Consider the following 24,199-nt stretch of genomic DNA (forward strand, 5'->3'; position numbering starts at 1 on the left):
CGGTCCGTCCAATACAGTTCGTATAAATCGAAGTATAGCCGCTAAAAATACGAATTTTCCTGAAGTGTTTGTCTCCCTAGAATGCCCAGCCATCGACGGCCGGCCTGTACGGCGCTGTCTGTTCTATCGAGGGAAGCATCATGAAACTAAAAACTACGGCGTTGTTGATCGCGTCTTTACTGGTACTGGCCGGTTGCGACCAGGCCGAAAAGAGCGCCCAGCAACTGATGGGGCAGGCGGCTGAAGCGGCCAAGCAAGCCATCGATGACACGCACAAAGCTGCCGAGCAGGCGCTCAGCGATGCCACCGGCAATCTGATCAGCAAGAAAGAACCGAAAGACGACGAAGAAAAATCCGAATCGTCCTCCCAGGAAATCTAAACCGTCTTACACAGAGTCAGGACTGACCCATGGAATACCTGTTAGAACTCGCTTCCAGCCCGACCGCATGGATTGCCTTGGCCACACTGGTGGTGATGGAAATCGTGCTCGGCATCGATAACCTGATCTTCATCTCGATCCTGACCAACAAGCTGCCCGAGCAGTACCGGCAGAAAGCCCGTCGTCTGGGGATCGGCATGGCGCTGATCATGCGTCTGGCCTTGTTGAGCACCATCGCGTTCATCGTTCAGCTGACCGCGCCGGTCATCGAGATCCTTGGCCACGCGTTCTCCTGGAAGGACATGATCCTGATCGCCGGCGGCCTGTTCCTGTTGTGGAAGGCGACGACCGAGATCCATCACAGCATGGACCCGGCACCGGAAGATCCGAAAACCGCGACGTCCAAGGTGACCCTGGGCTTCGCCGCCGCCATCGGGCAAATCCTGATGCTGGACATGGTGTTCTCGATCGACAGCATCATTACCGCTGTCGGCATGACCGAACACTTGCCGATCATGGTGATTGCGGTTGTGGTCTCGGTGCTGGTGATGCTGTTTGCGGCTGACCCGCTGGCCAAGTTCATCAACGATAACCCGACGGTGGTGATGCTGGCTCTGGGCTTCCTGATCATGATCGGCATGACGCTGATCGCCGAAGGCTTCGGCGCCCACGTACCAAAAGGTTATGTGTATGCCGCCATGGCGTTCTCGGCTGCGATTGAAGTGCTGAACATGATGTCGCGCCGCGCCAAGCAGAAGAAACTGACTGCCGAAGCGTAATCGTTGGAAAAGCAAAGGCCGCCTGAACTCGCGAGAGTCCAGGCGGCCTTTTTGTTTGTATCGGTTACGGAAAGTCAGTGCGCGGTGGCGTGACGGGCGTCGTGTTTCTCGATCTTCCTGGTCGGTGCAGGTTGTACCGGGTGGTGATGGCGGCGGGAAATCCGCAGTACGCCCCACAACATGGCGGCGGCAACGGCCAGCCAGCCGGCAATCAGCATTACGATGGTCATGGTCAGGCTCATCTGTGCCTCCTCTTTGCCCTGCGTCGGGCTAACGCTCTTTGGCTCTTCTCTGAATGACAGTCTAGTCGCTGGTGTGTTTCAGGCTATTGACCAAAGGTCGGTGGTGATCAATCAGTTCGCTCTATGCAGCCGATGCATCTGCCGTTTTGGGCTATACCGCAGCGTGACGCCGTCCTATGATCCTCGACCAAGCCGGAACACGATGACCGGTAACTGATCAAGAGAGTGACGATGGTGCAGCTATTTTCCCGGATTCGCGCGGCGCTGCTGGTGGCCGGTTGCGTGACAGCATTGGTGGGGTGTGCGGGCAGTGTGGCGCCGGAGGTCAAGCGCCTGCCGGAGCGGGTCGAGCTCAGTGGCACCTTCTATCGCGGTGAGGCCTATCAAAGCGGGCCGCAAGTGCTGGCCAGTCTGCTGTCGCAGCAGGGCATCGTGATCACGCCGGGTCTGCTGGAAAAGCCGCTGCACTTGCCGGGCGCCGAGGACAAGTTGCAACAGAATCTGCAGAGTCTGGCCCGTGAATACGGCATGGTCGTGTATCCGCTGGACAGCAATCTGCCGGCGCTGCTGACTCAGGTGGCGGCCGGGTATCCGGTGATGGTGCGTTTCAGCGAGGGTTCGGCGTTTTGGGCTGAGCCGCGTTACGCGATCCTTTCCGGCTACGATCGCTTGAAGCAGAAGGTGCTGCTGCGCGCCGGGATGAATCGCCGTGAATTGATGAGCTTCAGCTCCTTTGAGTCGGCCCTCGAAAAATCCGGAGGCTGGGCGGTGTTGATCCAGAAACCGGCGCAGATTCCGGCGGCGGTCGATCAACAGCGCTGGCTCAAGGCTGCCGACGCACTGGCGCAAGCCGGGCAGGAGCGGGAAGCGGCGCAGGCGAGGAAGGCGCTGGCGGCGCATTGAAGTTCCGTTCGTCGCCTGTCGGGCACCCTGATGGAGGATGCGCTTCTGAACTGTAGCGTCCCGTGTTTTTCGGGCCAGTATCAGGAGGCGAACATGGCAATTCCAACTTCACCCACTGGGCCGCATTCTTCCGAGCATGGCAGCGGCGACGACCTGGGCTTTGATCCGGACTCGCCTGATCTGGACGATCCGCAAGTCGATCCCATTGGCCCGGCGAAGGCGCCGAAGGATGTGCAGCCGGGCGACGATCCCAAGCGTCCGGCCAAGCCTTACGATCCCTTGGCTGATCTCAAGCCTTGAAGCGAGGTGCGTATGAGTACCGATTCGAGTTTCGACGACCACAAACCTGACAGTGTGCCAACCACCCCCGAGCCGGAAGTCGATCCGGTTCTGGATCCGGAGAGCCCGCTGCGCGATCCGCTGGCGCGTCCGGCGGTGGTGACGCCGGAGCATTCCCGCGACCCGAGTGCCGGTGACGGCATTCCCGATGACGACAAGATGCCGTTGCCAAACGACTGAGTGCATAAATGAAAAAGCCCCGACGATTCGGGGCTTTTTCATGGGGGACGGATTACTTGGACGCTTCGATCACGCCGCTCTGGCGACTCTTGAGGTTTTTGTCGGCCTTGTATTGCTGAGCCACGGCTGGGACGTTGGCACTCTTGCCGGTTTCCACCCAGCTGCGGATGCGGCTGGCATCGGCGAAGTGAGTGTATTTGCCGAACGCGTCGAGAATCACCAGGGCAACCGGACGGTTGGCCATGCGGGTCACCAGCACCAGACAGTGACCGGCAGGGTTGGTGAAACCGGTTTTGGTGATGCGGATATCCCAGTCGGCCTTGTTGACCAGGTGATCGGTGTTGCGGAAACCCAGGGTGTAATTGGGTTTACGGAACGAAACGGTCTTTTCCTTGGTGGTGGTCAGCTCGATGAGCAGCGGCTGTTTATGCGCAGCCACCAGCAACTTGCTCAGGTCGCGGGCGGTGGAGACGTTGCGCTCGGACAGGCCGGTGGGTTCGACAAAGTGCGTGCTGGTCATGCCCAGCGCCTTGGCCTTGGCGTTCATTGCGGCGATGAATGCCGCGTAACCACCCGGATAGTGGTGGGCCAGGCTGGCGGCGGCGCGGTTTTCCGAGGACATCAGGGCAATCAGCAGCATCTCCCGGCGGGGCAGTTCGCTGCGCAGCTTGACGCGGGAAAACACGCCTTTCATTTCCGGCGTGTGGCTGATGTCGACGTCAATCCATTCGTCCATGTTCTGGTGTGCTTCGACAACTACCAAACCGGTCATCAATTTGCTCACGGAAGCGATGGGCACCACCACGTCCGGGTTGCTGGAATAAATGACTTTGTTGGTCTGCAGATCCATCAGCAGGGCGCTGCCGGAGGCAATCTTCAATTGCGAGGCGTCTCGAGGGGCAGCGGTGGTTTCGGCGGCGTTGACCGTTGGCGTGAGGAGCGTGCCTGAAAATGCAAAAACCAGGCTCAGGATGGACAGACGAATATTCACGCGGGCGAACTCATGAAGGTTGGAAATGCCGTTCTTTGTAACGGCCTGTGTCGTAAAAACGACGCATTGTAGGAGTATGGTTGAAGAACTGTCGATGGTTGTCCGCCAGGCATGAAAAAGTCGTGAAAAGCCCTGTAAAAATAGGGGTTTCCGGCGAACGGTAAAGGTTTTTTCGAGGGCATGAAAAACCCCGCGCAAGGCGGGGTTCTCGGAGCGCGGAAAACGCGACTCAGGCGTGCAGGGTTTCTGCCGCGTAGAGCGTGTTCTCAAGCAGGCAGGCGCGGGTCATCGGGCCGACGCCGCCGGGTACCGGAGTAATCCAGCCGGCGCGGGGCAGGGCGGTCTCGTAGACCACATCACCCACCAGTTTGCCGTCTTCCTGGCGGTTGATGCCGACGTCGATCACGATCGCGCCTTCCTTGATCCACTCGCCCTTGACCAGGCCCGGCTTGCCGGCGGCCACGACCACCAGATCGGCGCGGCCGACGTGGCCGGCCAGATCCTTGGTGAAGCGGTGGGTAACGGTTACGGTGCAACCGGCCAGCAGCAGCTCCATCGCCATCGGACGACCGACGATGTTGGATGCGCCAACAACCACCGCGTCCATCCCGTACAGATTGGCACCGGTGCTTTCCAGCAGGGTCATGATGCCTTTCGGGGTGCACGGACGCAGCAGCGGAATGCGCTGGGCCAGACGACCGACGTTATAAGGATGGAAACCGTCGACATCCTTGTCCGGGCGGATGCGCTCCAGCAGTTTGGAAGCGTCCAGGTGCTCTGGCAGAGGAAGTTGAAGCAGAACGCCGTCGATTGCCGGATCGTCGTTCAGTCGATCGATCAGATCGGTCAGTGCTTCCTGAGTGGTTTCGGAAGGCAGGTCGTACGCTTGAGAGAGGAAGCCGACCTCTTCACAGTCTTTACGCTTGTGCGAGACATAAACCTGAGAGGCAGGATCGCTGCCGACCAGGATCACCGCGAGGCCTGGCGTGCGCAGACCTTGCTGGCGACGTTCGGCAACCCGTTGGGCGATCTGCTGGCGCAGGCTGGCGGCGATCGATTTGCCGTCGATTAGTTGTGCAGTCATTGCGCGTGATTAACCATCGAGAGGGGAAAAAAAGAGAACGCATTCTCGCATGTCAAACGGTGAGGGCAAAGGCGCTTGGTCAGCAAATTCCCCTAAGCCCTTTAATTAAATGAATTTTTTTTAAAAAGGATTTGACGACCTTCGGGTCGCTCTATACTATTCGTCGCACTTGTCGGGCACAGCCTAGCACTGGTTAAGAAGGTCGAGCTAAATCAACGTTTTGCGAGACTGGAAAGCACTTAGTTTGTAGTCCTCCAAGGGTACAGCTAACAAGGCGCCCGTAGCTCAGCTGGATAGAGCATCCGCCTTCTAAGCGGATGGTCGCAGGTTCGAGTCCTGCCGGGTGCGCCATTAGGCAGCATTGGCACAAGTAACGCGATATGGTGGGCGTAGCTCAGTTGGTAGAGCACGGGATTGTGACTCCCGTTGTCGTGGGTTCGATCCCCATCGTCCACCCCATATTTCGAAAGGCGCCAGATGTAACAGTCTGGCGCCTTTGCTTTAAAAGCTTCATCTGCGGATGTGGTGGAATTGGTAGACACACTGGATTTAGGTTCCAGCGCCGCGAGGCGTAAGAGTTCGAGTCTCTTCATCCGCACCAATCAAAGCTTCATTCATGCCGTTGGCCGGGTGAAGTTCTACAAAGAAGTTGTTTGGCTTCTTTGACACGCAATATGGTGGGCGTAGCTCAGTTGGTAGAGCACGGGATTGTGACTCCCGTTGTCGTGGGTTCGATCCCCATCGTCCACCCCATATTCCGAAAGGCGCCAGATTTCACAGTCTGGCGCCTTTTTTGTTTTACGGTTTCGGATTTTCGCGGCTGCAGGTTTCGGGTCGCAGGGCAGGGTGCTTCGTCGTATTAATGTTGCTCGATGATGCTGCGCTGCCCGCCGTCCTTGCTTGCGAGGTCGGCTGTCAGGGAGATGATTCAACCGCCTCTATATATAGAAGAGGTTGGCGCAGAGCCCTGGCTTGAATTGGCTGTATTTGCTAACAGGGCGAGGCGCAACCGTTTGTCCCCGCCTTCAAATGGCCTGCTGTTTTTTACCCGTTTTCAGTAGGGTGACTTCTTGAGTTTGACCTACTAGAATGCTTGCCCTTGATTCTTGGGTCGGAAACGGCCGGCTAACGTCTGTGCAACGAGGAATATCCATGCAAGTTTCTGTTGAAAATACTACTGCTCTTGAGCGCCGCATGAGCATCACCGTGCCGGCTGAGCGCATCGAGACTCAGGTCAACAAGCGTCTGCAGCAGACTGCCAAAAAGGCCAAGATTGCTGGCTTCCGTGTTGGCAAGGTGCCAATGAGCGAAATCAAGCGCCGTTTCGGTGCTGATGCGCGCCAGGAAGCAATCGGCGACGTGATCCAGTCCTCCTTCTACGAAGCTGTGGTTGAGCAGAAGCTGAACCCGGCCGGTTCGCCATCGATCGAGCCAAAATCGCTCGAGGCTGGCAAGGATCTGGAATACGTAGCCGTATTCGAAGTGTTCCCAGAGTTCACCGTTGCCGGCTTCGAAGGCATCACCGTCGAGCGCCTGAGCGCTGACGTGGCTGACGCCGATCTGGACAAGATGCTGGACATCCTGCGCAAGCAGAACACCCGTTTCGAAGTGGCCGATCGTGCTGCCCAGAACGAAGACCAGCTGAACATCGATTTCGTTGGCAAGGTTGACGGCGAAGTGTTCGCTGGCGGTTCCGCCAAGGGCACTCAGCTGGTACTGGGTTCCGGTCGCATGATCCCTGGCTTCGAAGAAGGCCTGGTAGGCGCTAAAGCCGGCGAAGAGCGCGTTCTGAACCTGACCTTCCCGGAGGACTATCAGAACCTGGACCTGGCTGGCAAAACCGCCGAGTTCACCGTGACTGTAAACACCGTTTCCGAGCCAAAGCTGCCAGAGCTGAACGAAGAGTTCTTCGCTCAATTCGGCATCAAGGAAAGTGGCATCGACGGTTTCCGCACCGAAGTTCGCAAGAACATGGAGCGTGAACTGCGTCAGGCGATCAAATCCAAGGTCAAGAATCAGGTCATGGACGGTCTGCTGGCCACCAACCCGATCGAAGTGCCCAAGGCTCTGCTGTCCAACGAAGTTGACCGTCTGCGCGTGCAGGCTGTTCAGCAGTTCGGCGGCAACATCAAGCCAGACCAACTGCCGGCCGAGCTGTTCGAAGAACAAGCCAAGCGTCGCGTTGTCCTGGGTCTGATCGTGGCCGAAGTGGTCAAGCAGTTCGACCTGAAGCCAGACGAAGCCCGCGTTCGCGAAATGATTCAGGAAATGGCTTCGGCTTACCAAGAGCCTGAGCAGGTCGTGTCCTGGTACTACAAGAACGACCAGCAACTGAACGAAGTTCGTTCGGTTGTGCTGGAAGAACAAGTTGTGGATACTGTTCTGCAGAAAGCTAGCGTGACCGACAAATCGGTCTCTTACGAAGAAGCGGTCAAGCCGGTAGAAGCTCCAAAAGCCGACTGATTGTTTTTGCGTTAGAAGCACACACCATAAGCCAGCCTTCGAGCTGGCTTATGCGTATTCAAGACATGACTATTTGGGAGTGACTGCAGAGCATGTTCCGTAATTCCTATATTCAGCAGAACTCTGATATCCAGGCCGCCGGCGGCCTGGTCCCGATGGTTGTCGAGCAATCTGCTCGTGGCGAGCGCGCCTATGACATCTACTCGCGTCTTCTCAAGGAACGAGTAATCTTTCTGGTGGGTCCGGTAGAGGACTACATGGCCAACCTGATTTGCGCGCAATTGCTGTTCCTTGAAGCGGAAAACCCGGACAAGGACATCCATCTTTATATCAACTCCCCGGGCGGTTCGGTGACAGCGGGCATGTCGATCTACGACACCATGCAGTTCATCAAGCCAAACGTATCGACTACCTGTATCGGTCAGGCGTGCAGCATGGGCGCATTCCTGCTGACGGCCGGTGCACCTGGCAAGCGTTTCTGCCTGCCGAACTCGCGCGTGATGATTCACCAGCCACTGGGCGGTTTCCAGGGCCAGGCATCGGACATCGAAATCCATGCCAAGGAAATCCTCTTCATCCGCGAGCGTCTGAACACGCTGATGGCCAAGCACAGCGGCCGTACGCTTGAAGAAATCGAGCGCGACACCAACCGCGACAACTTCATGAGTGCAGAAGCTGCGAAGGAATACGGTCTGATCGACGAAGTGATCAACCAGCGCCCAGCTTAAAAATAAGCAGCTCAAAATAGGCTTGGTCGGCGCGTCTGATCAGCGGCGGGCTTGAAAAAGCCCGCAATAGCCTTCATCTTGTGTTGCAAGCCTATCGGATTTGGATCGAACGAATGACTGACACCCGCAACGGCGAGGACAACGGCAAGCTGCTCTATTGCTCCTTCTGTGGCAAAAGCCAGCATGAAGTACGCAAATTGATTGCCGGCCCCTCGGTCTTTATCTGCGACGAGTGCGTCGACCTGTGCAATGACATCATCCGCGAGGAGGTGCAGGAAGCACAGGCCGAAAGCAGCGCGCATAAATTGCCTTCGCCTAAAGAAATCAGCGGCATCCTTGATCAGTATGTAATTGGTCAGGAACGTGCCAAGAAGGTTCTGGCAGTAGCGGTGTACAACCACTACAAGCGTCTGAACCAGCGTGACAAAAAGGCTGACGACGTCGAACTCGGCAAAAGCAACATCCTGCTGATCGGCCCGACAGGCTCCGGTAAAACCCTGCTGGCCGAAACTCTGGCCCGCTTGCTGAACGTTCCGTTCACCATCGCCGACGCAACCACCCTCACCGAGGCCGGTTACGTGGGTGAAGACGTCGAGAACATCATTCAGAAGCTGCTGCAGAAGTGCGATTACGACGTAGAGAAAGCCCAGATGGGCATTGTCTACATCGACGAAATCGACAAGATTTCGCGCAAGTCCGACAACCCGTCGATCACCCGGGACGTTTCCGGTGAAGGCGTGCAGCAGGCCTTGCTCAAACTGATCGAAGGCACGGTCGCTTCCGTTCCGCCGCAAGGTGGCCGCAAGCATCCGCAGCAGGAATTTCTTCAGGTTGATACCCGTAACATTCTGTTCATCTGCGGTGGTGCGTTCTCCGGTCTGGAGAAGGTCATTCAGAACCGTTCCACCAAGGGTGGTATCGGATTCAACGCAGAAGTGCGCAGCAAGGAAGAAGGCAAGAAAGTCGGTGAATCCCTGCGTGAAGTCGAGCCTGACGATCTGGTCAAGTTCGGTCTGATCCCGGAATTCGTCGGTCGTCTGCCGGTTCTTGCGACGCTGGACGAGCTGGATGAGGCTGCTTTGATGCAGATTCTCACCGAGCCGAAAAATGCCCTGACCAAACAGTATGCCAAGCTGTTCGAGATGGAAGGCGTGGATCTGGAATTCCGTTCCGACGCGCTGAAATCGGTCGCCAAGCGTGCCCTGGAGCGTAAAACCGGTGCCCGTGGCCTGCGTTCGATTCTCGAAGGTGTACTGCTCGACACGATGTATGAAATCCCCTCGCAGTCCGAGGTGAGCAAAGTCGTGATCGATGAAAGCGTGATCGAAGGCAAGTCCAAGCCACTGTATATCTACGAAAACAGTGAGCCGGCTGCCAAGGCAGCGCCGGACGCGTAAGCGCCCAGCCTGCCGGAACAAGGAAGGGGCCTTCGGGCCTCTTTTTTTTATGTCGTTTTTTACATCCGCTTTGCGCTTGTTTTTTTTCAAGGCAACCCCCATCTTGGTTTCAAGCTTAATTCCATCTGATTACGGCCATATGGCCGCCGTAGAGGCGAAATCATGAAGACCACCATCGAATTGCCTCTCCTGCCATTGCGTGATGTCGTTGTGTATCCGCACATGGTTATCCCGCTGTTCGTGGGGCGCGAGAAATCCATCGAAGCCCTCGAGGCCGCGATGACGGGTGACAAGCAGATCCTGCTGCTGGCCCAGAGAAACCCGGCTGACGACGATCCCGGTGAAGAAGCTCTCTATCGCGTAGGTACTATCGCCACCGTTCTGCAGCTGCTGAAGCTGCCGGACGGCACCGTCAAGGTTCTGGTCGAAGGCGAGCAGCGTGGCGCTGTCGAGCGCTTCAGCGAAGTCGATGGCCACTGCCGTGCCGAAGTGTCGCTGATCGACGAAGTCGACGCCGCCGAGCGCGAATCCGAAGTGTTTGTGCGCAGCCTGCTGTCGCAGTTCGAACAATATGTGCAGTTGGGCAAAAAAGTCCCGGCTGAAGTCCTGTCGTCTCTCAACAGCATCGACGAGCCTGGCCGCCTGGTAGACACCATGGCTGCGCACATGGCGCTGAAGATCGAGCAGAAGCAGGAAATCCTCGAAATCATCGATTTGTCGGCCCGGGTCGAGCACGTTCTGGCCTTGCTGGACGCCGAGATCGACCTGCTGCAAGTCGAAAAACGCATTCGTGGCCGCGTCAAAAAGCAAATGGAGCGCAGTCAGCGCGAGTACTACCTGAATGAGCAGATGAAGGCCATTCAGAAAGAACTCGGCGACAGCGACGAAGGCCACAACGAAATTGAAGACCTGAAAAAGCGCATCGACGCTGCCGGTCTGCCGAAAGACGCGCTGGCCAAGGCCACTGCCGAGCTGAACAAGCTCAAGCAAATGTCGCCGATGTCCGCTGAAGCCACCGTGGTGCGCTCGTACATCGACTGGCTGGTTCAAGTGCCGTGGAAGGCTCAGAGCAAGGTACGTCTGGACCTGGCCCGTGCCGAAGACATTCTCGACGCCGATCACTACGGCCTCGAAGAGGTCAAGGAGCGCATCCTCGAATACCTCGCCGTGCAAAAGCGCGTGAAGAAAATCCGTGGCCCGGTGTTGTGCCTGGTCGGTCCTCCGGGCGTGGGTAAAACCTCGCTGGCCGAGTCGATCGCCCATGCCACCAACCGCAAATTCGTGCGCATGGCCCTCGGTGGCGTGCGTGACGAAGCGGAAATCCGTGGTCACCGTCGGACCTACATCGGTTCGATGCCAGGAAGATTGATTCAAAAGATGACAAAAGTGGGTGTCCGCAACCCGCTGTTCCTGCTCGATGAAATCGACAAAATGGGCAGCGACATGCGTGGCGACCCGGCGTCGGCATTGCTGGAAGTGCTTGATCCGGAGCAGAACCACAACTTCAACGATCACTATCTGGAAGTCGATTACGACCTCTCGGATGTGATGTTCCTGTGCACCTCGAACTCGATGAACATTCCACCGGCGCTGCTGGACCGGATGGAAGTCATCCGTCTGCCGGGCTACACCGAAGACGAGAAGATCAACATTGCGGTCAAGTACCTGTCGCCCAAACAGGTTGCAGCCAACGGCCTGAAGAAGGGCGAGCTGGAATTCGACGAAGAAGCGATCCGCGACATCATCCGTTACTACACCCGCGAAGCCGGTGTGCGTGGCCTCGAGCGGCAGATTGCCAAGGTCTGCCGCAAGGCGGTCAAAGAGCACGCGCTGGAAAAACGCTTCTCGGTAAAAGTGACAGCTGATCTGCTGGAGCATTTCCTCGGCGTTCGCAAGTTCCGCTACGGTCTGGCCGAGCAGCAGGATCAGATCGGACAAGTCACCGGCCTGGCCTGGACTCAGGTGGGCGGCGAACTGCTGACCATCGAAGCCGCTGTGGTGCCGGGCAAAGGTCAACTGATCAAGACCGGTTCGCTGGGTGACGTAATGGTCGAATCGATCACTGCGGCCCTGACCGTTGTGCGCAGCCGTGCCAAGAGCCTGGGCATTCCGCTCGACTTCCACGAGAAGCGCGACACCCACATCCACATGCCGGAAGGCGCTACTCCGAAAGACGGCCCGAGCGCTGGTGTAGGCATGTGTACCGCACTGGTGTCGGCTTTGACGGGTATTCCTGTGCGCGCCGATGTCGCCATGACCGGCGAGATCACCCTGCGTGGTCAAGTTCTCGCCATTGGCGGTCTGAAGGAAAAACTGCTGGCCGCTCACCGTGGCGGAATCAAGACAGTGATTATTCCGGAAGAGAACGTGCGTGATCTGAAGGAGATTCCTGACAATATCAAGCAGGATCTGCAGATCAAACCGGTTAAATGGATTGACGAAGTCCTGCAAATTGCGCTGCAATACGCGCCGGAGCCCTTGCCGGATGTGGCTCCGGAGATAGTTGCCAAGGACGAAAAACGTGAGTCTGACTCTAAGGAAAGAATTAGCACGCATTAATACGCTTTTGCCTGGGGGGCTTCCTTGACAGCTTTTTAGAGCCCTTGTTATAAAGCGGCTCTTAAGTGTCTGTAGGCCATTCAGCACTCGTTTTTGCTTTCACCAAAAAACTTAGAATCATACTCAAATAGATATAAGGGGACTTAGAGTGAACAAGTCGGAACTGATTGATGCTATCGCTGCATCCGCTGATATCCCGAAAGCTGCTGCTGGCCGTGCGCTGGACGCTGTAATCGAATCCGTCACTGGCGCTCTCAAGGCTGGCGACTCCGTTGTTCTGGTTGGTTTCGGTACTTTCTCCGTGACTGATCGTCCAGCTCGCATCGGTCGTAACCCACAGACCGGCAAGACTCTGGAAATCGCGGCAGCCAAAAAACCAGGTTTCAAAGCCGGTAAAGCCCTGAAAGAAGCCGTCAACTAAGTTTGATTCAGGTTTTTACCCATCCGGGTCGGGGTTACGCCTGACTTGGCAGCGGAGCGGTAGAGCAGGCGGTTGGAATAGCTGCCTGTCACACCGGGATCGAGGGTTCGAGCCCTGTCCGCTCCGCCAGTTACGAGAAGGCGCATCCTCGGATGCGCCTTTCTTCTATCCGGATTCTACCCACGCTCCACGGTTGCCTAATTTTGAAGTTCAACCGTTTCTGGGGGACGCATGCTGCAGAATATCAGGGACAATTCACAAGGCTGGATTGCCAAGACCATTATCGGGGTCATCGTTGCACTGATGGCTCTGACCGGTTTCGACGCCATTTTCCAGGCCACGACTCACAAGAATGAGGCGGCCAAGGTCAACGGTGAAGAAATCAGCCAGAACGAGCTGAGCCAGGCGGTGGATATGCAACGCCGTCAGCTGATGCAACAACTGGGCAAGGACTTCGACGCTTCCTTGCTGGACGAAAAAATGCTGCGCGAATCGGCCCTCAAGGGTCTGATCGATCGCAAGCTGCTGCTGCAAGGCGCGGAACAATCGAAATTCGCTTTCTCCGAAGCGGCCCTGGACCAAGTGATCCTGCAGACGCCTGAATTCCAGGTCGACGGCAAGTTCAGCTCCGACCGTTTCGATCAGGTGATCCGTCAACTGGGCTACAGCCGCATGCAGTTCCGCCAGATGCTGGCTCAGGAAATGCTGATCGGCCAACTGCGCGCCGGTGTGGCGGGCAGCGGTTTCGTGACCGATGCTCAGGTGCTGGCCTTCGCCCGTCTGGAAAAACAGACCCGCGACTTCGCCACGCTGAACATCAAGGCTGACCCTTCGGCCGTGAAGCTGACCGATGACGAGGTCAAGGCTTACTACGACGAGCACGCCAAGGAGTTCATGACCCCGGATCAAGTGGTCATCGATTACCTGGAGCTGAAGAAGGCTTCGTTCTTCGATCAGGTCGCCGTCAAGGACGAAGACCTGCAGGCGGCGTATCAGAAAGAGATCGCCAACCTGTCGGAACAGCGTCGTGCGGCGCACATTTTGATCGAAGTCAACGACAAAACCACCGAAGCCCAGGCCAAGGCGAAGATCGAAGAAGTCCAGGCGCGTCTGGCCAAGGGCGAGAAATTCGAAGCGCTGGCCAAGGAGTTCTCGCAGGATCCGGGTTCGGCCAACAACGGCGGTGACCTCGGTTATGCCGGTCCTGGCGTTTACGATCCAGCCTTTGAGAAAGCCCTGTATTCGCTGAACAAGGATCAGGTTTCCGAGCCGGTTCGCACCGACTTCGGTTTCCATCTGATCAAGCTGCTGGGTGTCGAGGCGCCTGAAGTGCCGACTCTGGCCAGCCTGAAAGACAAGCTGACTCGCGAGCTGAAAACCCAGCAGGTCGAGCAGCGTTTCGTGGAGGCGACCAAGCAACTGGAAGACTCTTCGTTCGAAGCATCCGACCTGGCCCAGCCGGCGCAGGATCTGAAGCTGACCGTGCACACCTCCAAGCCGTTCGGCCGTGAAGGTGGCGAAGGCGTTGCAGCCAACCGTGCCGTGGTGACTGCCGCGTTCAGCACCGAGGTGCTGGAAGAGGGTGCCAACAGCACCGCCATCGAGCTGGATCCGGAAACCGTGATCGTGCTGCGCGCCAAGGAGCACCTCAAGCCGACTCAATTGCCGCTGGAAAGCGTGGCCGCTGCCATTCGCACCCAGTTGACCAAAGAGCACGCCAGCGCGGCTGCCAAAACCAAGGCGGAGCAACTGATCGCCAGTCTGCGTGATGGCAAGACCCCTCTGGACAAAGCGGTGGACGGTCAGAGCTGGAAAGTCACTGAAGCGGCGAACCGCGCTCAGGAAGGCGTTGATCCAGCGGTGCTGCAAGCGTTGTTCCGCATGCCGAAACCGGCCGCCAAGGACAAGCCGACCTTCACCAGCGTGACGTTGGCGGACGGTAGCCTGACCATCGTGCGCCTTAATGGCGTGAACGAAGCGGCGGCTCCGACCGATGAAGAGAAAGCGCAATATCGTCGCTTCCTCGCCTCGCGTGTGGGTCAGCAGGACTTCGCGGCGTATCGCAAGCAGCTGGAAGCCGAAGCCGACATCAAGCGTTTCTGATGCCTGGCTGAGCCGCAAGACCCGAGCCCCGGATGAAAATCCGGGGCTTTTTTGTGCGCGTTATCCGGCGTTCGGGAAACCATGGCTTCGGGCATTGACGGCCGCATAAAGGGTCAGCAGCAACAGACCCGCGACAATCCATGGGTAACTTCCGACGCCCAGGTTGTTCAGCAGCAGGCCTCCGACAAGTCCGCCACCGGCAATGCCGACATTCCACAGCGTCACCAGCATTGATTGCGCGGTGTCGGCAGCCTCCCTGGCGGTTTTCGCCAGGGCCGTCTGCAACAGCGAGGGCATCGCGCCGAATGCCAGCCCCCAGACGGCGGTGGCGGTGTAGACCACGCCCGGCCATTCGCGCCACAAGCCCAGTGCGATCGCCGACAGCAGGAACAACAAGCCGCTGACCAATACCAGCTGACGCAGCCAGCGATCAATCAGGCTGCCGACGATCCACAGGCTCAGTACCGACGCCAAGCCAAACACCAACAACACTCGGTCGATTTCTCCGCCAAGCCCCGAAGGCTGCAGAAAGGGTGCGATATAGGTATACAACAGGTTGTGCGCGACGACGTAGGACAGGGTCACGAACAGCACGGATCGCACGCCCGGCAAGGTAAACACCTGACGCAGTGGCAGGCGTTTACCGGCGCGCTCACCGGCAAAGTCCGGCACTTGCCAGCGCACCCAGATCACCAGCAGCACGGTCAGCCCGGTCATGATCGCAAAGCTCAGGCGCCAGCCGACCGCCGTGCCCAGCAGCGTCCCGGCCGGAATGCCCAGCGACAGCGCAAGGGGTGCTCCGAGCATGGCCACCGTAATCGCCCGGCCCTGCAAGTGGGGTGCGACCATCCGGCTCGCGTACCCCGCCAGCAACGCCCAAAGCAGACCGGCGAACACGCCTGCGATCAAGCGTGCAATCAGTGTCAGCCAGTACAGCTCCGACAGCGCGGTGATGCTGTTGACGATGGCAAACCCACCAATGGCCGCCAGCAGCAGCGGGCGTCGACGCCACCCTCGGGTGGCAATGGTGAGCGGAATCGCCGCCAGCATCGAACCGATCGCGTACAGCGTGACCAGTTGCCCGATCAGTGCCTGAGAAACATCGAGCCCTGCGCTCATCTGCGGCAGCAGGCCGGCAGGCATCGCCTCGGTCAACACGGTGATGAACCCGGCGGTGGCCAGTGCGAGCAGTGCGCCCAGCGGTAATCGTTCTGCGGGTTCGACGGTGCCGGCGAGCGTGGAGGAAGTGAGTGGCGCATCGTTCATGGGCGGGTTTCCATTTTGCCAAAGGAGACGAAGGCCATAGGGTAGGGCGCTGCACATTCGGGAAAAACAGGTTAGGGTTCCGAACATCTCGGACAAGAATGTCGTGAATCAGGGAGGGATGAATGGACAGCCTGGGCAGTATTTCAGTGTTTGTGCAGGTGGCGGAAACCCGCAGCTTTACCGAGGCCGGCCGCCTGCAGGGCGTGTCTTCGTCGGCGGTCGGCAAAAGCATTGCCCGACTGGAGGCACGACTCAATGTGCGGTTGTTTCACCGCACCACCCGCAGCATCACGCTGACCAGCGAGGGCGCGCTGTTTCTTGAACGTTGCCGCAAGATCCTCGCCGAAGTGGAAGCCGCGGAATTTGAACTGTGCGACGCCGCAGCGGCGCCTCACGGCAAGTTGCGGGTCAGCCTGCCCCAGGTGCATGACCTGGTGATGCCGGTCATGAACGAGTTCATGGCGCTGTACCCGCAGATCGAACTGGATCTGGACCTGACTGATCGCATGGTTGATGTGGTTGAAGAAGGTTTCGACGCAGTGATTCGAACGGGGAAACCGCGAGACTCGCGACTGATGGCACGACCGTTGGGCGAGTTTCATATGGTGCTGGTGGCCTGCCCCGCGTACCTGCGCGAGCGCGGCGAACCGCTGACCCCGGCCGATCTGGCGGAGCACGCCTGCCTGCGCCATACGTTTCACGCCACCGGCAAACTGGAGCCCTGGCCGCTCAAACGCGAGGAGGGCGCGCCCGAGCCGACCTTGCCGACACGCCTGGTGAGTACGTCGATCGAGGCCGTGCGGCATGCAGCGCTGGCGGGCATGGGCATCGCTTGTCTGCCGGACTTCATGATCCTTGAGGCGCAGCAGCAGGGTCGCCTGCAGCGCGTGCTGGATGAGCATCTGGAGCACGTCGGACAGTTCTGGGTGCTGTGGCCGTCGAGCCGGCATGCAACCGCCAAGTTGCGGGTGTTCATCGATCATTTATCGGCGCGACTTTTTCCTGCCACTGAAGGTCGATAGAGTTGTAACTGTTTTAAGACACTAATCCATACGCCGCGGGGCAGCGATCTGTTGCACAATACGCCCCGGACCGTTTTCCCTCAGGATGTTTAATGTTGAATTCTATTCCCGTGCGTTTCATCGGGTTGGCGTTGTTGCTGACCGCCGCTGCCGGCTGCTCCAAGGACAAGCCTATCTACGAGCATGAGAATTTCGACGACTCTGGCACCTTTTCGCGCAATTATCCGGTGACCGACACCGCCAGTTGCGAAGCGGCCCGCCGAGCGTTGCTCAGCCAGGGCTACATCATTACCAGCAATGACCCGAAACTGGTCAGTGGGCACAAGAGCTTCCAGCAGACCGGTGAAACCCACCTGGAGATCAGCTTCAACGTGGTATGCGCCGATGATGGCAGCGCCGGCCATCACGCAACCGTGTTCGCCAACGCCCTGCAGGACCGCTACGCGCTGAAGAAGACCAACAACTCGGCCAGCCTCGGGGTTGGCGTGTTGGGCTCGGTCTCGATGCCGATCGGCTCGTCTGACGATTCGATGGTCAAGGTGGCCAGCGAAACCGTGTCGTCGCAGAAGTTCTACGAGCGTTTCTTCACGCTGGTCGAGCTGTTCCTGCCGGCTGACGCGAAGAAGGCCGCGCACATCACCGAAAAACCGAAGACCGACCTGGGTGTGCCGGAGGCTAAAGCGGCACCGGCTCCGTTGGCTCCAGCCCCAGCGGCTGAACCGGCCCCAGCACCGGCCGCCGAGCCCGCTGCAGCACCGACGCCAGCGCCTGCAGAAGCGACCCCTGCCAGTTCCGAGCCGGTAGCGCCGCCAGCGGAAGCGGCGCCGATTACCCCGGCACCGGTTACCGAGCCTGCGCCCGCCACGGAAACCATCACGCCACCGGCCAATCCGACGGATATACCGCCGCCCTCCGAGCCGATCCCGGCCATGCCTGCCTCCGGGCAGTGAACTTCACGCCACGCCTCCGACCCCTGTCGGACGCGTGGCGTTTTGTTGTCTCCCTTGAGCTTCTTCCTGCAAGCCCCGTCGAAAAATTTCCCGCGATAAATTCCTGACCGCCTGCTACGTTTATTTCATGAAGGCCGTGTTTCATTTTTCCTTCACACGGGCACTTTATGCTCGAGGCACTGGTCATTTGTTCCAGGCCATTTCAAGCAAGTAGTAGGGGGATTACGCAATGGATGACTATCAAGAAGAACTGCTTGAATTCCAGGCCTTTGAGCTGGATTCACCAGAGCCTGCGGAAGACGCCACCGAGCTGTAAGGCGTCAGCCTGTCTTGCGGTGACTGCGGCGAAATTCGCCCGGTGTCTGGCCGTTCCAGCGCTTGAAGGCGCGCTGGAAAGCTTCGGCCGAGGCAAAGCCCAGCAGGTAGGCAATTTCACCGAATGCCAGTTCGGTGTCGCGGATGTAGGTCATTGCCAGATCACGGCGGGTGTCATTGAGGATCGCGCGAAACTGCGTGCCTTCCTCGGCCAGTTTGCGCCGTAACGTCCAGGTCGGCAGCTTCAGGCGTGCTGCCACTTCTTCCAGGTCGGGTTCCCGGCCACCATTGAGCAACGGCCCGAGCAATTGCGTGATGCGTTCGCGCAGGCTGCGGGTGCGGGTCAATTGTTCCAGTTCCCGTTCACACAAACCGAGCAAATGTTTCCAGGTGCTGGGGCAATGCTCCGGGTTGCGTTGGGCCAGGCTGGTGAGGCTCAGGCGCAGTTGATTGTGTTCAGCGCCGAACTGGATCGGGCATTCGCCAAGCACCGCATAAGCGTCGCGATAATCCGGACTGTCGAATTCGATCTCGATCCGTTCGGCACGCAAGGGTTCGGGGCTGACGCTCGACAGCTGATGCAGCCAGCCGGCAATGATCGAATCCACCACAAAGCGGTTGTAGGCGTTGTACGGGCTGATCGAGTAGAAGCGCAGCCACGCACCGCTGGCGTCCTCGTGGAAACTCGACTGGCCACGATAGTTGGAGCCGTACAACGGTTCGAAGCGAGTCAGGCAGCGAGCGGCTTCGCGCACCGTCGGCGCCTGCGCGGCGGTCACACCGGCCAGCCCGGCCTGACTCAGGCGACTGAGCCGGCCCATGCGCAAACCCAATGCCGGATCGCCGGTCAGCTGAATCGCGCCATGCCCCAGGCGCATGTAGCGCGGGATCGACAGGCGGGCGCCGGCTTCGGCCAGCCGTGCGGCATCCAGGCCGTACTGTTCGAGCAATGGCAGCGGATCGACGTCATGGCTGCGCACAGCATCGGCCAGGCTGTGGACGAAGCCCACCGACAGATCCCCGAGGCGCATCGGCAGCGGTTTCACGGGTTACAACCAGAGGTTCAGCAGGCGCGCGCCGCGGGCTTCGCTGTCGGCGAATTGCTGGCCGTTGCTGCTGAGGAAACTTTGCCCGGAACTCGGCTTGTCCCAGAACTGCCCGCGCAGGAACACACTCATACCGGCCAGCGCCTTGCTGGCCGACGGTTGCGCGGTCAGGGTCAGTTGATGCCAGGCCTGGCCTTCACTGACGTCTCCCGGTTTAAGGCTGACCGAGTCCGGCACGCTCAAGCCCTTGTAACCCTTCCACGGTTGATCCCACACGCCATGACCGACGACGAACGCGGGCACCGCGATCAGCTGCGCGCCTTGCTCGTCGAGTTTGCGGTAGTTGTCCGGATACCAACTATCGCTGCCGATCAACACGCCGAGGCGTCCGGCCGGGGTGTCGATCACATTGATCCGGGAAGCTGCGCGAGTGCCGGATGGTTCGTCCTGATCGAAGATCGGGCGCATCTGCCGCTGTGGCTGGCCGAGCGGGGCGCCATCGCGACCGAAGACCACCGTGCTGTTGTACAGCGCGCCACTGCCGGCCTTGAGTCGGCCGTTGGTGATATTCGGTTCAGGCAGCACGATCGAGCCGGCCACCAGGGTGACGTGGAATTCCTTGGCCAGGCCACCGAACAGTGCCTGATAGTCCTTGGCCATGTCCCGGGACTTCATGCGCAGGTGCGCGTCATCCAGACGGCTGCTGCCCTTGGCGGTGAGCCAGGCGCGAGCAAACTGCACCGGGTTGCTCGCCGCCAGCCAGTTCATTGCTTCGGCGAGGGTGGCGGCCTGGTACAGCTCATCTTTCTCGCCGCTGATCATCAGCCAGGTGCCGACATGCTCCGGCAGGATGACCACGGTTTTTTCATTCAACAGGCCTTGATCCTGCGCCTGCTGCAAATAGGCGGCGAGCTTGCGGTGCAGGCGTTCGGGGCTTTGGTAGTCGGTGGGGAACAGCTCGGGCTGGATGCCCAGCAGGTTGCCGCGATCGGCTGGGGTGCCCTGATCGACCGCGAGTTTGATCCGCAGGTCCGACAGGTAATGACCGGCCGGACGGTCAGCCGCCCACATGGCGTAGAAGGTGAGCGCGGCGATGAGCGCCATGGAAAAAGTCAGGTACAGAAGTTTGCGCATGAAATCCAACAGCAACCGGGTACAGGGTGTGCGGACAGGGTAGGGCGCCAGCCCCGGCTTGCCAAGGGGCGCTGCGCATTTGGATCAATAACTTGTCAGTTACGGTCATTGAGTGACAGCGATGCGACTCCTAATCTGTCGAGCATGACTGACGGGGGACGCAGAGCTCCCGCATTTTCCGTGATTGCTTGCTGTGGAGTTAACGATGACCGCCACTCAATACCCGCACCTGTTGGCCCCGCTGGACCTGGGATTCACCACGTTGCGCAACCGCACCCTGATGGGTTCGATGCACACCGGCCTTGAAGAGAAGCCGGGTGGTTTCGAACGCATGGCGGCGTATTTCGCCGAGCGTGCCCGTGGCGGTGTCGGCCTGATGGTGACCGGCGGTATCGGTCCGAACGACGAGGGCGGTGTGTATTCCGGCGCGGCCAAGCTGACCACCGAGGAAGAAGCGCTCAAGCACCGCATCGTCACCCGTGCCGTGCATGATGCGGGCGGCAAGATCTGCATGCAGATCCTCCACGCCGGCCGTTATGCCTACAGCCCGAAACAGGTCGCACCGAGCGCGATCCAGGCGCCGATCAACCCGTTCAAGCCCAAAGAGCTGGACGAGGAAGGCATCGAGAAACAGATCCGCGATTTCGTCACCTGCTCGGTTCTGGCCCAGACCGCCGAGTACGATGGCGTGGAAATCATGGGCTCGGAAGGTTATTTCATTAACCAGTTCCTCGCCGCCCACACCAACCACCGCACCGACCGTTGGGGCGGCAGCTACGAAAACCGCATGCGCCTGCCGGTGGAAATCGTACGCCGCGTACGTGAAGCGGTCGGCCCGAACTTCATCATCATCTTCCGTCTGTCGATGCTCGATCTGGTGGAAGGCGGTAGCACATGGGAAGAAATCGTCACCCTGGCCAAAGCCATCGAGCAGGCCGGTGCGACCCTCATCAACACCGGCATCGGCTGGCACGAAGCGCGGATCCCGACCATCGCCACCAAAGTGCCGCGTGCGGCGTTCAGCAAGGTCACGGCCAAGCTGCGTGGCTCGGTGAATATTCCGCTGATCACCACCAACCGCATCAACACCCCGGAAATTGCCGAGCAGATCCTTGCTGAAGGCGATGCCGACATGGTCTCGATGGCGCGGCCGTTCCTCGCCGACCCGGACTTCGTCAACAAGGCCGCCGAAGGCCGCGCCGACGAAATCAACACCTGCATCGGTTGCAACCAGGCCTGCCTCGATCACACCTTCGGCGGCAAGCTCACCAGTTGCCTGGTCAACCCGCGTGCCTGCCACGAGACCGAACTCAACTACCTGCCGGTCAAGCAGATCAAGAAGATCGCCGTGGTCGGTGCCGGTCCTGCCGGTCTGTCCGCCGCCACCGTGGCCGCCGAGCGCGGGCATCAGGTGACGCTGTTCGATTCGGCCAGCGAAATCGGTGGCCAGTTCAACGTCGCCAAACGTGTGCCGGGCAAGGAAGAGTTTTACGAAACCCTGCGTTACTTCAAACGTAAACTGCAGACCACCAACGTCGAGGTGTGCCTGAACACCCGCGTTGACGTGGCGAAACTGGTCGAGGGCGGTTACGACGAAGTCATTCTGGCGACCGGCATTGCGCCGCGTCTTCCGGCGATTCCGGGTGTCGACAACGCTAAAGTGCTGAGCTACCTGGATGTGCTGCTCGAGCGCAAACCGGTCGGCAAGCGTGTGGCGGTGATCGGTGCCGGCGGTATCGGTTTCGACGTGTCGGAATTCCTCGTCCACGAAGGGGTGGCCACCAGTCAGGATCGCGCCGCGTTCTGGAAAGAGTGGGGCATCGACATGCATCTGGAAGCCCGTGGTGGCGTGGCCGGGATCAAGGCTGCACCGCACGCACCGGCGCGCGACGTGTTCCTGCTGCAACGCAAGAAATCCAAGGTCGGCGACGGTCTGGGCAAGACCACCGGCTGGATTCACCGCACCGGTCTGAAGAACAAGCAGGTGCAGATGCTCAACAGCGTCGAATACCTGAAAATCGACGACGAAGGCCTGCACATCCGCATCGGCGAAACCGGCGAGCCGCAAGTGCTGCCGGTGGACAACATCGTCATCTGCGCCGGCCAGGATCCGCTGCGCGAGCTGCACGACGGTTTGGTCGAAGCCGGGCAGAACGTGCACCTGATCGGCGGCGCCGATGTGGCGGCCGAGCTGGATGCCAAACGTGCGATCAATCAGGGCTCGCGTCTGGCCGCCGAGCTCTGATCCACCCTAGAATGCCGGCTCTTTGCACAGAGCCGGCCTTCATGTTTCTGCCTCCCACCGACTGGCTACCTCAAGCCCCCCTCGATCCCTTTCATCTGGACTGGCTCACCGCCGCCGGCATTGAAGTCGCGGTCCTGCGCCTGGACCGTATCGATCCGCTGATCAGCGGCAACAAGTGGTTCAAACTTGTCGAACATCTCAACGCCGCCGACCGTGCGGGTGCCGAAGGCATCATCAGCCTGGGCGGTGCGCACTCCAATCATTTGCATGCACTGGCGGCTGCGGGCAAACGCCTGGGATTCACAACCGTCGGGTTATTGCGCGGGCATCCGCAGGACACGCCGACGGTCAGGGATCTGCAGGATTTCGGCATGCAACTGCACTGGCTTGGTTACGGCGGCTATCGGGCGCGACACGAGCCGGGGTTCTGGCAGCCGTGGCAGGCGCAATATCCGACGCTGCATCCGGTGCCCGAAGGGGGCGGCGGTTTGCCGGGGGCGCTGGGGTGCGAGGCGCTGAAGGATCAGGTCAGTGAACAACTCGGCAAACTTGGCTGGGACGACTACCACGGTTGGTGGCTGGCCTGCGGCACGGGCACCACGCTCGCGGGATTGGTGTTGGCCGAGGCAGGACAACATGCGGTGTACGGCGCAATGGCCGTGCCCGATGATCACGGCGTCGCGGCCAATGTCGAGGCGATTGTCGGTGAGATGGGAGGCTACGAGCTGATCGACGCCAGCCGTGGCGGTTTCGCCAAGGTCGATCCGGCGTTGCTTGAATTTATCGCGCAAACCGAACAGGCCAGCGGCATTCCCCTCGAACCGCTGTACACCGGCAAAGCCTTGCTGGCGCTCAAACAACAGATCGAGGCGGGCCGCTTTGCCCGGGGTTTGCGCTTGATCTTCGTCCACACCGGCGGCTTGCAGGGCCGGCGCGGATTCGACGGTTAACCCTGGCTGCGCTTGGGCATCATCCGCAGCAACGTGTTATCGCGCACCACGTAATGGTGATAGATCCCCGCCAGCGCATGCAGACCGATCAGCCAGTAGCCGATGGTGCTGATCAGCACATGCCAGTGCTCAACCTCTTTGGCGAACACCTTGTCTTCACTCACCAGCAACGGCAGGTCGAAACCGTAGAACATCACCTGATGACCTTCGGCGCTGGTGATCAGCCAGCCGAGGATCGGCATGCTGATCATGAACAGGTACAAGGCCCAGTGCATCAAGCGTGCGAGGGCGGTTTGCCACTGTGGCGAAGCCGGGAAGATTTTCGGCGCAGGGCCCAGGCTGCGGGCGAACAGGCGAAACCAGACCAGCACGAACACGGTCAGCCCGAGCATGTAATGCACTTCTCGGATCAGCGTGCGACCGCCACTGCCCTTGGGAAACAGCCCGCGCAATTCCATGCTGGCGTACACCAGCACCAACAGCACCAGCATCAGCCAGTGCAACAGGATCGACACGGTGCTGTAACGGGATTCGGAATTTGTCCACGGCATACGGCGTTCCTCACGGTTCAGGGCTCAAGCGTGCCGTTCTGCGACGGCATGCCTTAACTGTAATCCCCTTTGGCGCGTTTGCCCGAGGCTAAAAAAGCTTTCACTGAGCTGCGTCAGCGATTTAGCTGAAAACCCCCATGAAAAAACGCCA

Annotated in this window: 22 protein-coding genes and 4 tRNA genes; 19 read left to right on the forward strand and 7 right to left on the reverse strand. The window is 59.3% G+C overall.

Going from position 1 to position 24,199, the window contains the following annotated elements:
• The first annotated feature begins 140 nt into the window (after positions 1-140).
• The gene (locus ACM6JM_RS25115; RefSeq protein WP_039767627.1) at positions 141-380 is read left to right on the forward strand and encodes a hypothetical protein; all 240 of its coding nucleotides are present in this window, start codon (positions 141-143) and stop codon (positions 378-380) included.
• Positions 381-409: 29 nt separating this feature from the next.
• Entirely contained in the window at positions 410-1,159 is a 750-nt protein-coding gene (locus ACM6JM_RS25120) for a TerC family protein (protein WP_039767626.1), read from the forward strand.
• A 74-nt stretch (positions 1,160-1,233) separates the two neighbouring features.
• On the opposite strand, the gene ACM6JM_RS25125 is transcribed toward ACM6JM_RS25120, so the two are convergent.
• Entirely contained in the window at positions 1,234-1,401 is a 168-nt protein-coding gene (locus tag ACM6JM_RS25125) for a hypothetical protein (protein WP_007951566.1), read from the reverse strand.
• A 231-nt stretch (positions 1,402-1,632) separates the two neighbouring features.
• On the opposite strand from ACM6JM_RS25125, the gene ACM6JM_RS25130 reads away from it, so the two are divergent.
• The 3 genes from ACM6JM_RS25130 to ACM6JM_RS25140 all read left to right on the forward strand — a co-directional run bounded on the left by ACM6JM_RS25130 (position 1,633) and on the right by ACM6JM_RS25140 (position 2,823).
• Positions 1,633-2,304, forward strand: coding sequence for a peptidase C39 family protein (locus tag ACM6JM_RS25130; RefSeq protein ID WP_414882703.1), 672 nt, complete (start codon positions 1,633-1,635; stop codon positions 2,302-2,304).
• A gap of 93 nt (positions 2,305-2,397) precedes the next feature.
• The gene (locus tag ACM6JM_RS25135) at positions 2,398-2,604 is read left to right on the forward strand and encodes a DUF6021 family protein (protein WP_039767621.1); all 207 of its coding nucleotides are present in this window, start codon (positions 2,398-2,400) and stop codon (positions 2,602-2,604) included.
• Positions 2,605-2,616: 12 nt separating this feature from the next.
• On the forward strand, positions 2,617-2,823 hold the full coding sequence (locus tag ACM6JM_RS25140) for a hypothetical protein (RefSeq protein ID WP_007951563.1): 207 nt from the start codon (positions 2,617-2,619) through the stop codon (positions 2,821-2,823).
• Positions 2,824-2,875: 52 nt separating this feature from the next.
• On the opposite strand, the gene pbpG is transcribed toward ACM6JM_RS25140, so the two are convergent.
• On the reverse strand, positions 2,876-3,814 hold the full coding sequence (gene pbpG, locus ACM6JM_RS25145) for a D-alanyl-D-alanine endopeptidase (protein ID WP_011335039.1): 939 nt from the start codon (positions 3,812-3,814) through the stop codon (positions 2,876-2,878).
• A gap of 229 nt (positions 3,815-4,043) precedes the next feature.
• Entirely contained in the window at positions 4,044-4,898 is an 855-nt protein-coding gene (folD, locus tag ACM6JM_RS25150) for a bifunctional methylenetetrahydrofolate dehydrogenase/methenyltetrahydrofolate cyclohydrolase FolD (protein WP_085667502.1), read from the reverse strand.
• 274 nt (positions 4,899-5,172) lie between these two features.
• On the opposite strand from folD, the gene ACM6JM_RS25155 reads away from it, so the two are divergent.
• From ACM6JM_RS25155 to ACM6JM_RS25200, 10 genes are all read left to right on the forward strand, one after another.
• A tRNA-Arg gene (locus tag ACM6JM_RS25155) sits at positions 5,173-5,249 on the forward strand.
• Positions 5,250-5,281: 32 nt separating this feature from the next.
• Positions 5,282-5,357, forward strand: a tRNA-His gene (locus ACM6JM_RS25160).
• A 57-nt stretch (positions 5,358-5,414) separates the two neighbouring features.
• Positions 5,415-5,499: transfer RNA gene (locus ACM6JM_RS25165), tRNA-Leu, on the forward strand.
• Between the two features lie 76 nt (positions 5,500-5,575).
• Positions 5,576-5,651, forward strand: a tRNA-His gene (locus ACM6JM_RS25170).
• 399 nt (positions 5,652-6,050) lie between these two features.
• Entirely contained in the window at positions 6,051-7,361 is a 1,311-nt protein-coding gene (gene tig / locus ACM6JM_RS25175; RefSeq protein WP_074689056.1) for a trigger factor, read from the forward strand.
• A 92-nt stretch (positions 7,362-7,453) separates the two neighbouring features.
• Positions 7,454-8,089: an ATP-dependent Clp endopeptidase proteolytic subunit ClpP gene (clpP, locus tag ACM6JM_RS25180; RefSeq protein ID WP_007951559.1), complete on the forward strand. Its 636-nt coding sequence runs from the start codon at positions 7,454-7,456 to the stop codon at positions 8,087-8,089.
• Positions 8,090-8,202: 113 nt separating this feature from the next.
• Positions 8,203-9,486 (forward strand): ATP-dependent Clp protease ATP-binding subunit ClpX, encoded by a 1,284-nt coding sequence (gene clpX / locus ACM6JM_RS25185; protein ID WP_007951558.1) that lies wholly within the window; start codon positions 8,203-8,205, stop codon positions 9,484-9,486.
• Positions 9,487-9,648: 162 nt separating this feature from the next.
• Positions 9,649-12,045, forward strand: a complete 2,397-nt coding sequence (gene lon, locus ACM6JM_RS25190) for an endopeptidase La (RefSeq protein WP_039767614.1) — start codon at positions 9,649-9,651, stop codon at positions 12,043-12,045.
• A 148-nt stretch (positions 12,046-12,193) separates the two neighbouring features.
• On the forward strand, positions 12,194-12,466 hold the full coding sequence (locus ACM6JM_RS25195) for an HU family DNA-binding protein (protein WP_002552737.1): 273 nt from the start codon (positions 12,194-12,196) through the stop codon (positions 12,464-12,466).
• 231 nt (positions 12,467-12,697) lie between these two features.
• Positions 12,698-14,569, forward strand: a complete 1,872-nt coding sequence (locus tag ACM6JM_RS25200; protein ID WP_074689054.1) for a SurA N-terminal domain-containing protein — start codon at positions 12,698-12,700, stop codon at positions 14,567-14,569.
• Positions 14,570-14,629: 60 nt separating this feature from the next.
• Here ACM6JM_RS25200 and ACM6JM_RS25205 read toward each other — a convergent pair whose 3' ends face one another.
• Positions 14,630-15,835, reverse strand: a complete 1,206-nt coding sequence (locus tag ACM6JM_RS25205) for an MFS transporter (protein ID WP_414882704.1) — start codon at positions 15,833-15,835, stop codon at positions 14,630-14,632.
• A 122-nt stretch (positions 15,836-15,957) separates the two neighbouring features.
• Between ACM6JM_RS25205 and ACM6JM_RS25210 the strand changes: the two genes are divergently transcribed.
• Complete coding sequence (locus tag ACM6JM_RS25210; RefSeq protein ID WP_414882705.1) at positions 15,958-16,857, forward strand: LysR family transcriptional regulator; 900 nt, start codon at positions 15,958-15,960, stop codon at positions 16,855-16,857.
• A 92-nt stretch (positions 16,858-16,949) separates the two neighbouring features.
• Positions 16,950-17,807, forward strand: coding sequence for a DUF2242 domain-containing protein (locus ACM6JM_RS25215; RefSeq protein WP_039767568.1), 858 nt, complete (start codon positions 16,950-16,952; stop codon positions 17,805-17,807).
• A 320-nt stretch (positions 17,808-18,127) separates the two neighbouring features.
• Here the strand turns inward: ACM6JM_RS25215 and ACM6JM_RS25220 are convergent, their stop codons facing one another.
• Positions 18,128-19,168, reverse strand: coding sequence for an AraC family transcriptional regulator (locus ACM6JM_RS25220; protein WP_414882706.1), 1,041 nt, complete (start codon positions 19,166-19,168; stop codon positions 18,128-18,130).
• Between the two features lie 3 nt (positions 19,169-19,171).
• Positions 19,172-20,302 carry a nitrilase-related carbon-nitrogen hydrolase gene (locus ACM6JM_RS25225; protein ID WP_039767693.1) on the reverse strand — a complete coding sequence of 377 codons (1,131 nt, stop codon included), beginning with the start codon at positions 20,300-20,302 and terminating at the stop codon, positions 19,172-19,174.
• A 205-nt stretch (positions 20,303-20,507) separates the two neighbouring features.
• Between ACM6JM_RS25225 and ACM6JM_RS25230 the strand changes: the two genes are divergently transcribed.
• Positions 20,508-22,547 (forward strand): FAD-dependent oxidoreductase, encoded by a 2,040-nt coding sequence (locus ACM6JM_RS25230; RefSeq protein WP_414882707.1) that lies wholly within the window; start codon positions 20,508-20,510, stop codon positions 22,545-22,547.
• Positions 22,548-22,588: 41 nt separating this feature from the next.
• A complete protein-coding gene (locus tag ACM6JM_RS25235; RefSeq protein WP_414882708.1) occupies positions 22,589-23,497 on the forward strand; it encodes a 1-aminocyclopropane-1-carboxylate deaminase/D-cysteine desulfhydrase in 909 nt (302 codons plus the stop codon).
• Here ACM6JM_RS25235 and ACM6JM_RS25240 read toward each other — a convergent pair.
• Positions 23,494-24,048, reverse strand: a complete 555-nt coding sequence (locus ACM6JM_RS25240; RefSeq protein WP_039767559.1) for a cytochrome b — start codon at positions 24,046-24,048, stop codon at positions 23,494-23,496. The two genes, ACM6JM_RS25235 and ACM6JM_RS25240, sit on opposite strands and share 4 nt — an antisense overlap.
• Positions 24,049-24,199: the final 151 nt, after the last annotated feature.

The sequence above is a fragment of the Pseudomonas sp. IT-P2 genome, assembly GCF_949767575.1.
Classification (GTDB): domain Bacteria; phylum Pseudomonadota; class Gammaproteobacteria; order Pseudomonadales; family Pseudomonadaceae; genus Aquipseudomonas; species Aquipseudomonas pharyngis.

Coding starts and splice junctions, on each gene's coding strand:
- ACM6JM_RS25115 (WP_039767627.1), top strand. CDS start 141: ATGAAACTAAAAACTACGGCGTTGTTGATCGCGTCTTTACTGGTACTG.
- ACM6JM_RS25120 (WP_039767626.1), top strand. CDS start 410: ATGGAATACCTGTTAGAACTCGCTTCCAGCCCGACCGCATGGATTGCC.
- ACM6JM_RS25125 (WP_007951566.1), bottom strand. CDS start 1,401: ATGAGCCTGACCATGACCATCGTAATGCTGATTGCCGGCTGGCTGGCC.
- ACM6JM_RS25130 (WP_414882703.1), top strand. CDS start 1,633: ATGGTGCAGCTATTTTCCCGGATTCGCGCGGCGCTGCTGGTGGCCGGT.
- ACM6JM_RS25135 (WP_039767621.1), top strand. CDS start 2,398: ATGGCAATTCCAACTTCACCCACTGGGCCGCATTCTTCCGAGCATGGC.
- ACM6JM_RS25140 (WP_007951563.1), top strand. CDS start 2,617: ATGAGTACCGATTCGAGTTTCGACGACCACAAACCTGACAGTGTGCCA.
- folD (WP_085667502.1), bottom strand. CDS start 4,898: ATGACTGCACAACTAATCGACGGCAAATCGATCGCCGCCAGCCTGCGC.
- tig (WP_074689056.1), top strand. CDS start 6,051: ATGCAAGTTTCTGTTGAAAATACTACTGCTCTTGAGCGCCGCATGAGC.
- clpP (WP_007951559.1), top strand. CDS start 7,454: ATGTTCCGTAATTCCTATATTCAGCAGAACTCTGATATCCAGGCCGCC.
- clpX (WP_007951558.1), top strand. CDS start 8,203: ATGACTGACACCCGCAACGGCGAGGACAACGGCAAGCTGCTCTATTGC.
- lon (WP_039767614.1), top strand. CDS start 9,649: ATGAAGACCACCATCGAATTGCCTCTCCTGCCATTGCGTGATGTCGTT.
- ACM6JM_RS25200 (WP_074689054.1), top strand. CDS start 12,698: ATGCTGCAGAATATCAGGGACAATTCACAAGGCTGGATTGCCAAGACC.
- ACM6JM_RS25205 (WP_414882704.1), bottom strand. CDS start 15,835: ATGAACGATGCGCCACTCACTTCCTCCACGCTCGCCGGCACCGTCGAA.
- ACM6JM_RS25210 (WP_414882705.1), top strand. CDS start 15,958: ATGGACAGCCTGGGCAGTATTTCAGTGTTTGTGCAGGTGGCGGAAACC.
- ACM6JM_RS25215 (WP_039767568.1), top strand. CDS start 16,950: ATGTTGAATTCTATTCCCGTGCGTTTCATCGGGTTGGCGTTGTTGCTG.
- ACM6JM_RS25225 (WP_039767693.1), bottom strand. CDS start 20,302: ATGCGCAAACTTCTGTACCTGACTTTTTCCATGGCGCTCATCGCCGCG.
- ACM6JM_RS25230 (WP_414882707.1), top strand. CDS start 20,508: ATGACCGCCACTCAATACCCGCACCTGTTGGCCCCGCTGGACCTGGGA.
- ACM6JM_RS25235 (WP_414882708.1), top strand. CDS start 22,589: ATGTTTCTGCCTCCCACCGACTGGCTACCTCAAGCCCCCCTCGATCCC.
- ACM6JM_RS25240 (WP_039767559.1), bottom strand. CDS start 24,048: ATGCCGTGGACAAATTCCGAATCCCGTTACAGCACCGTGTCGATCCTG.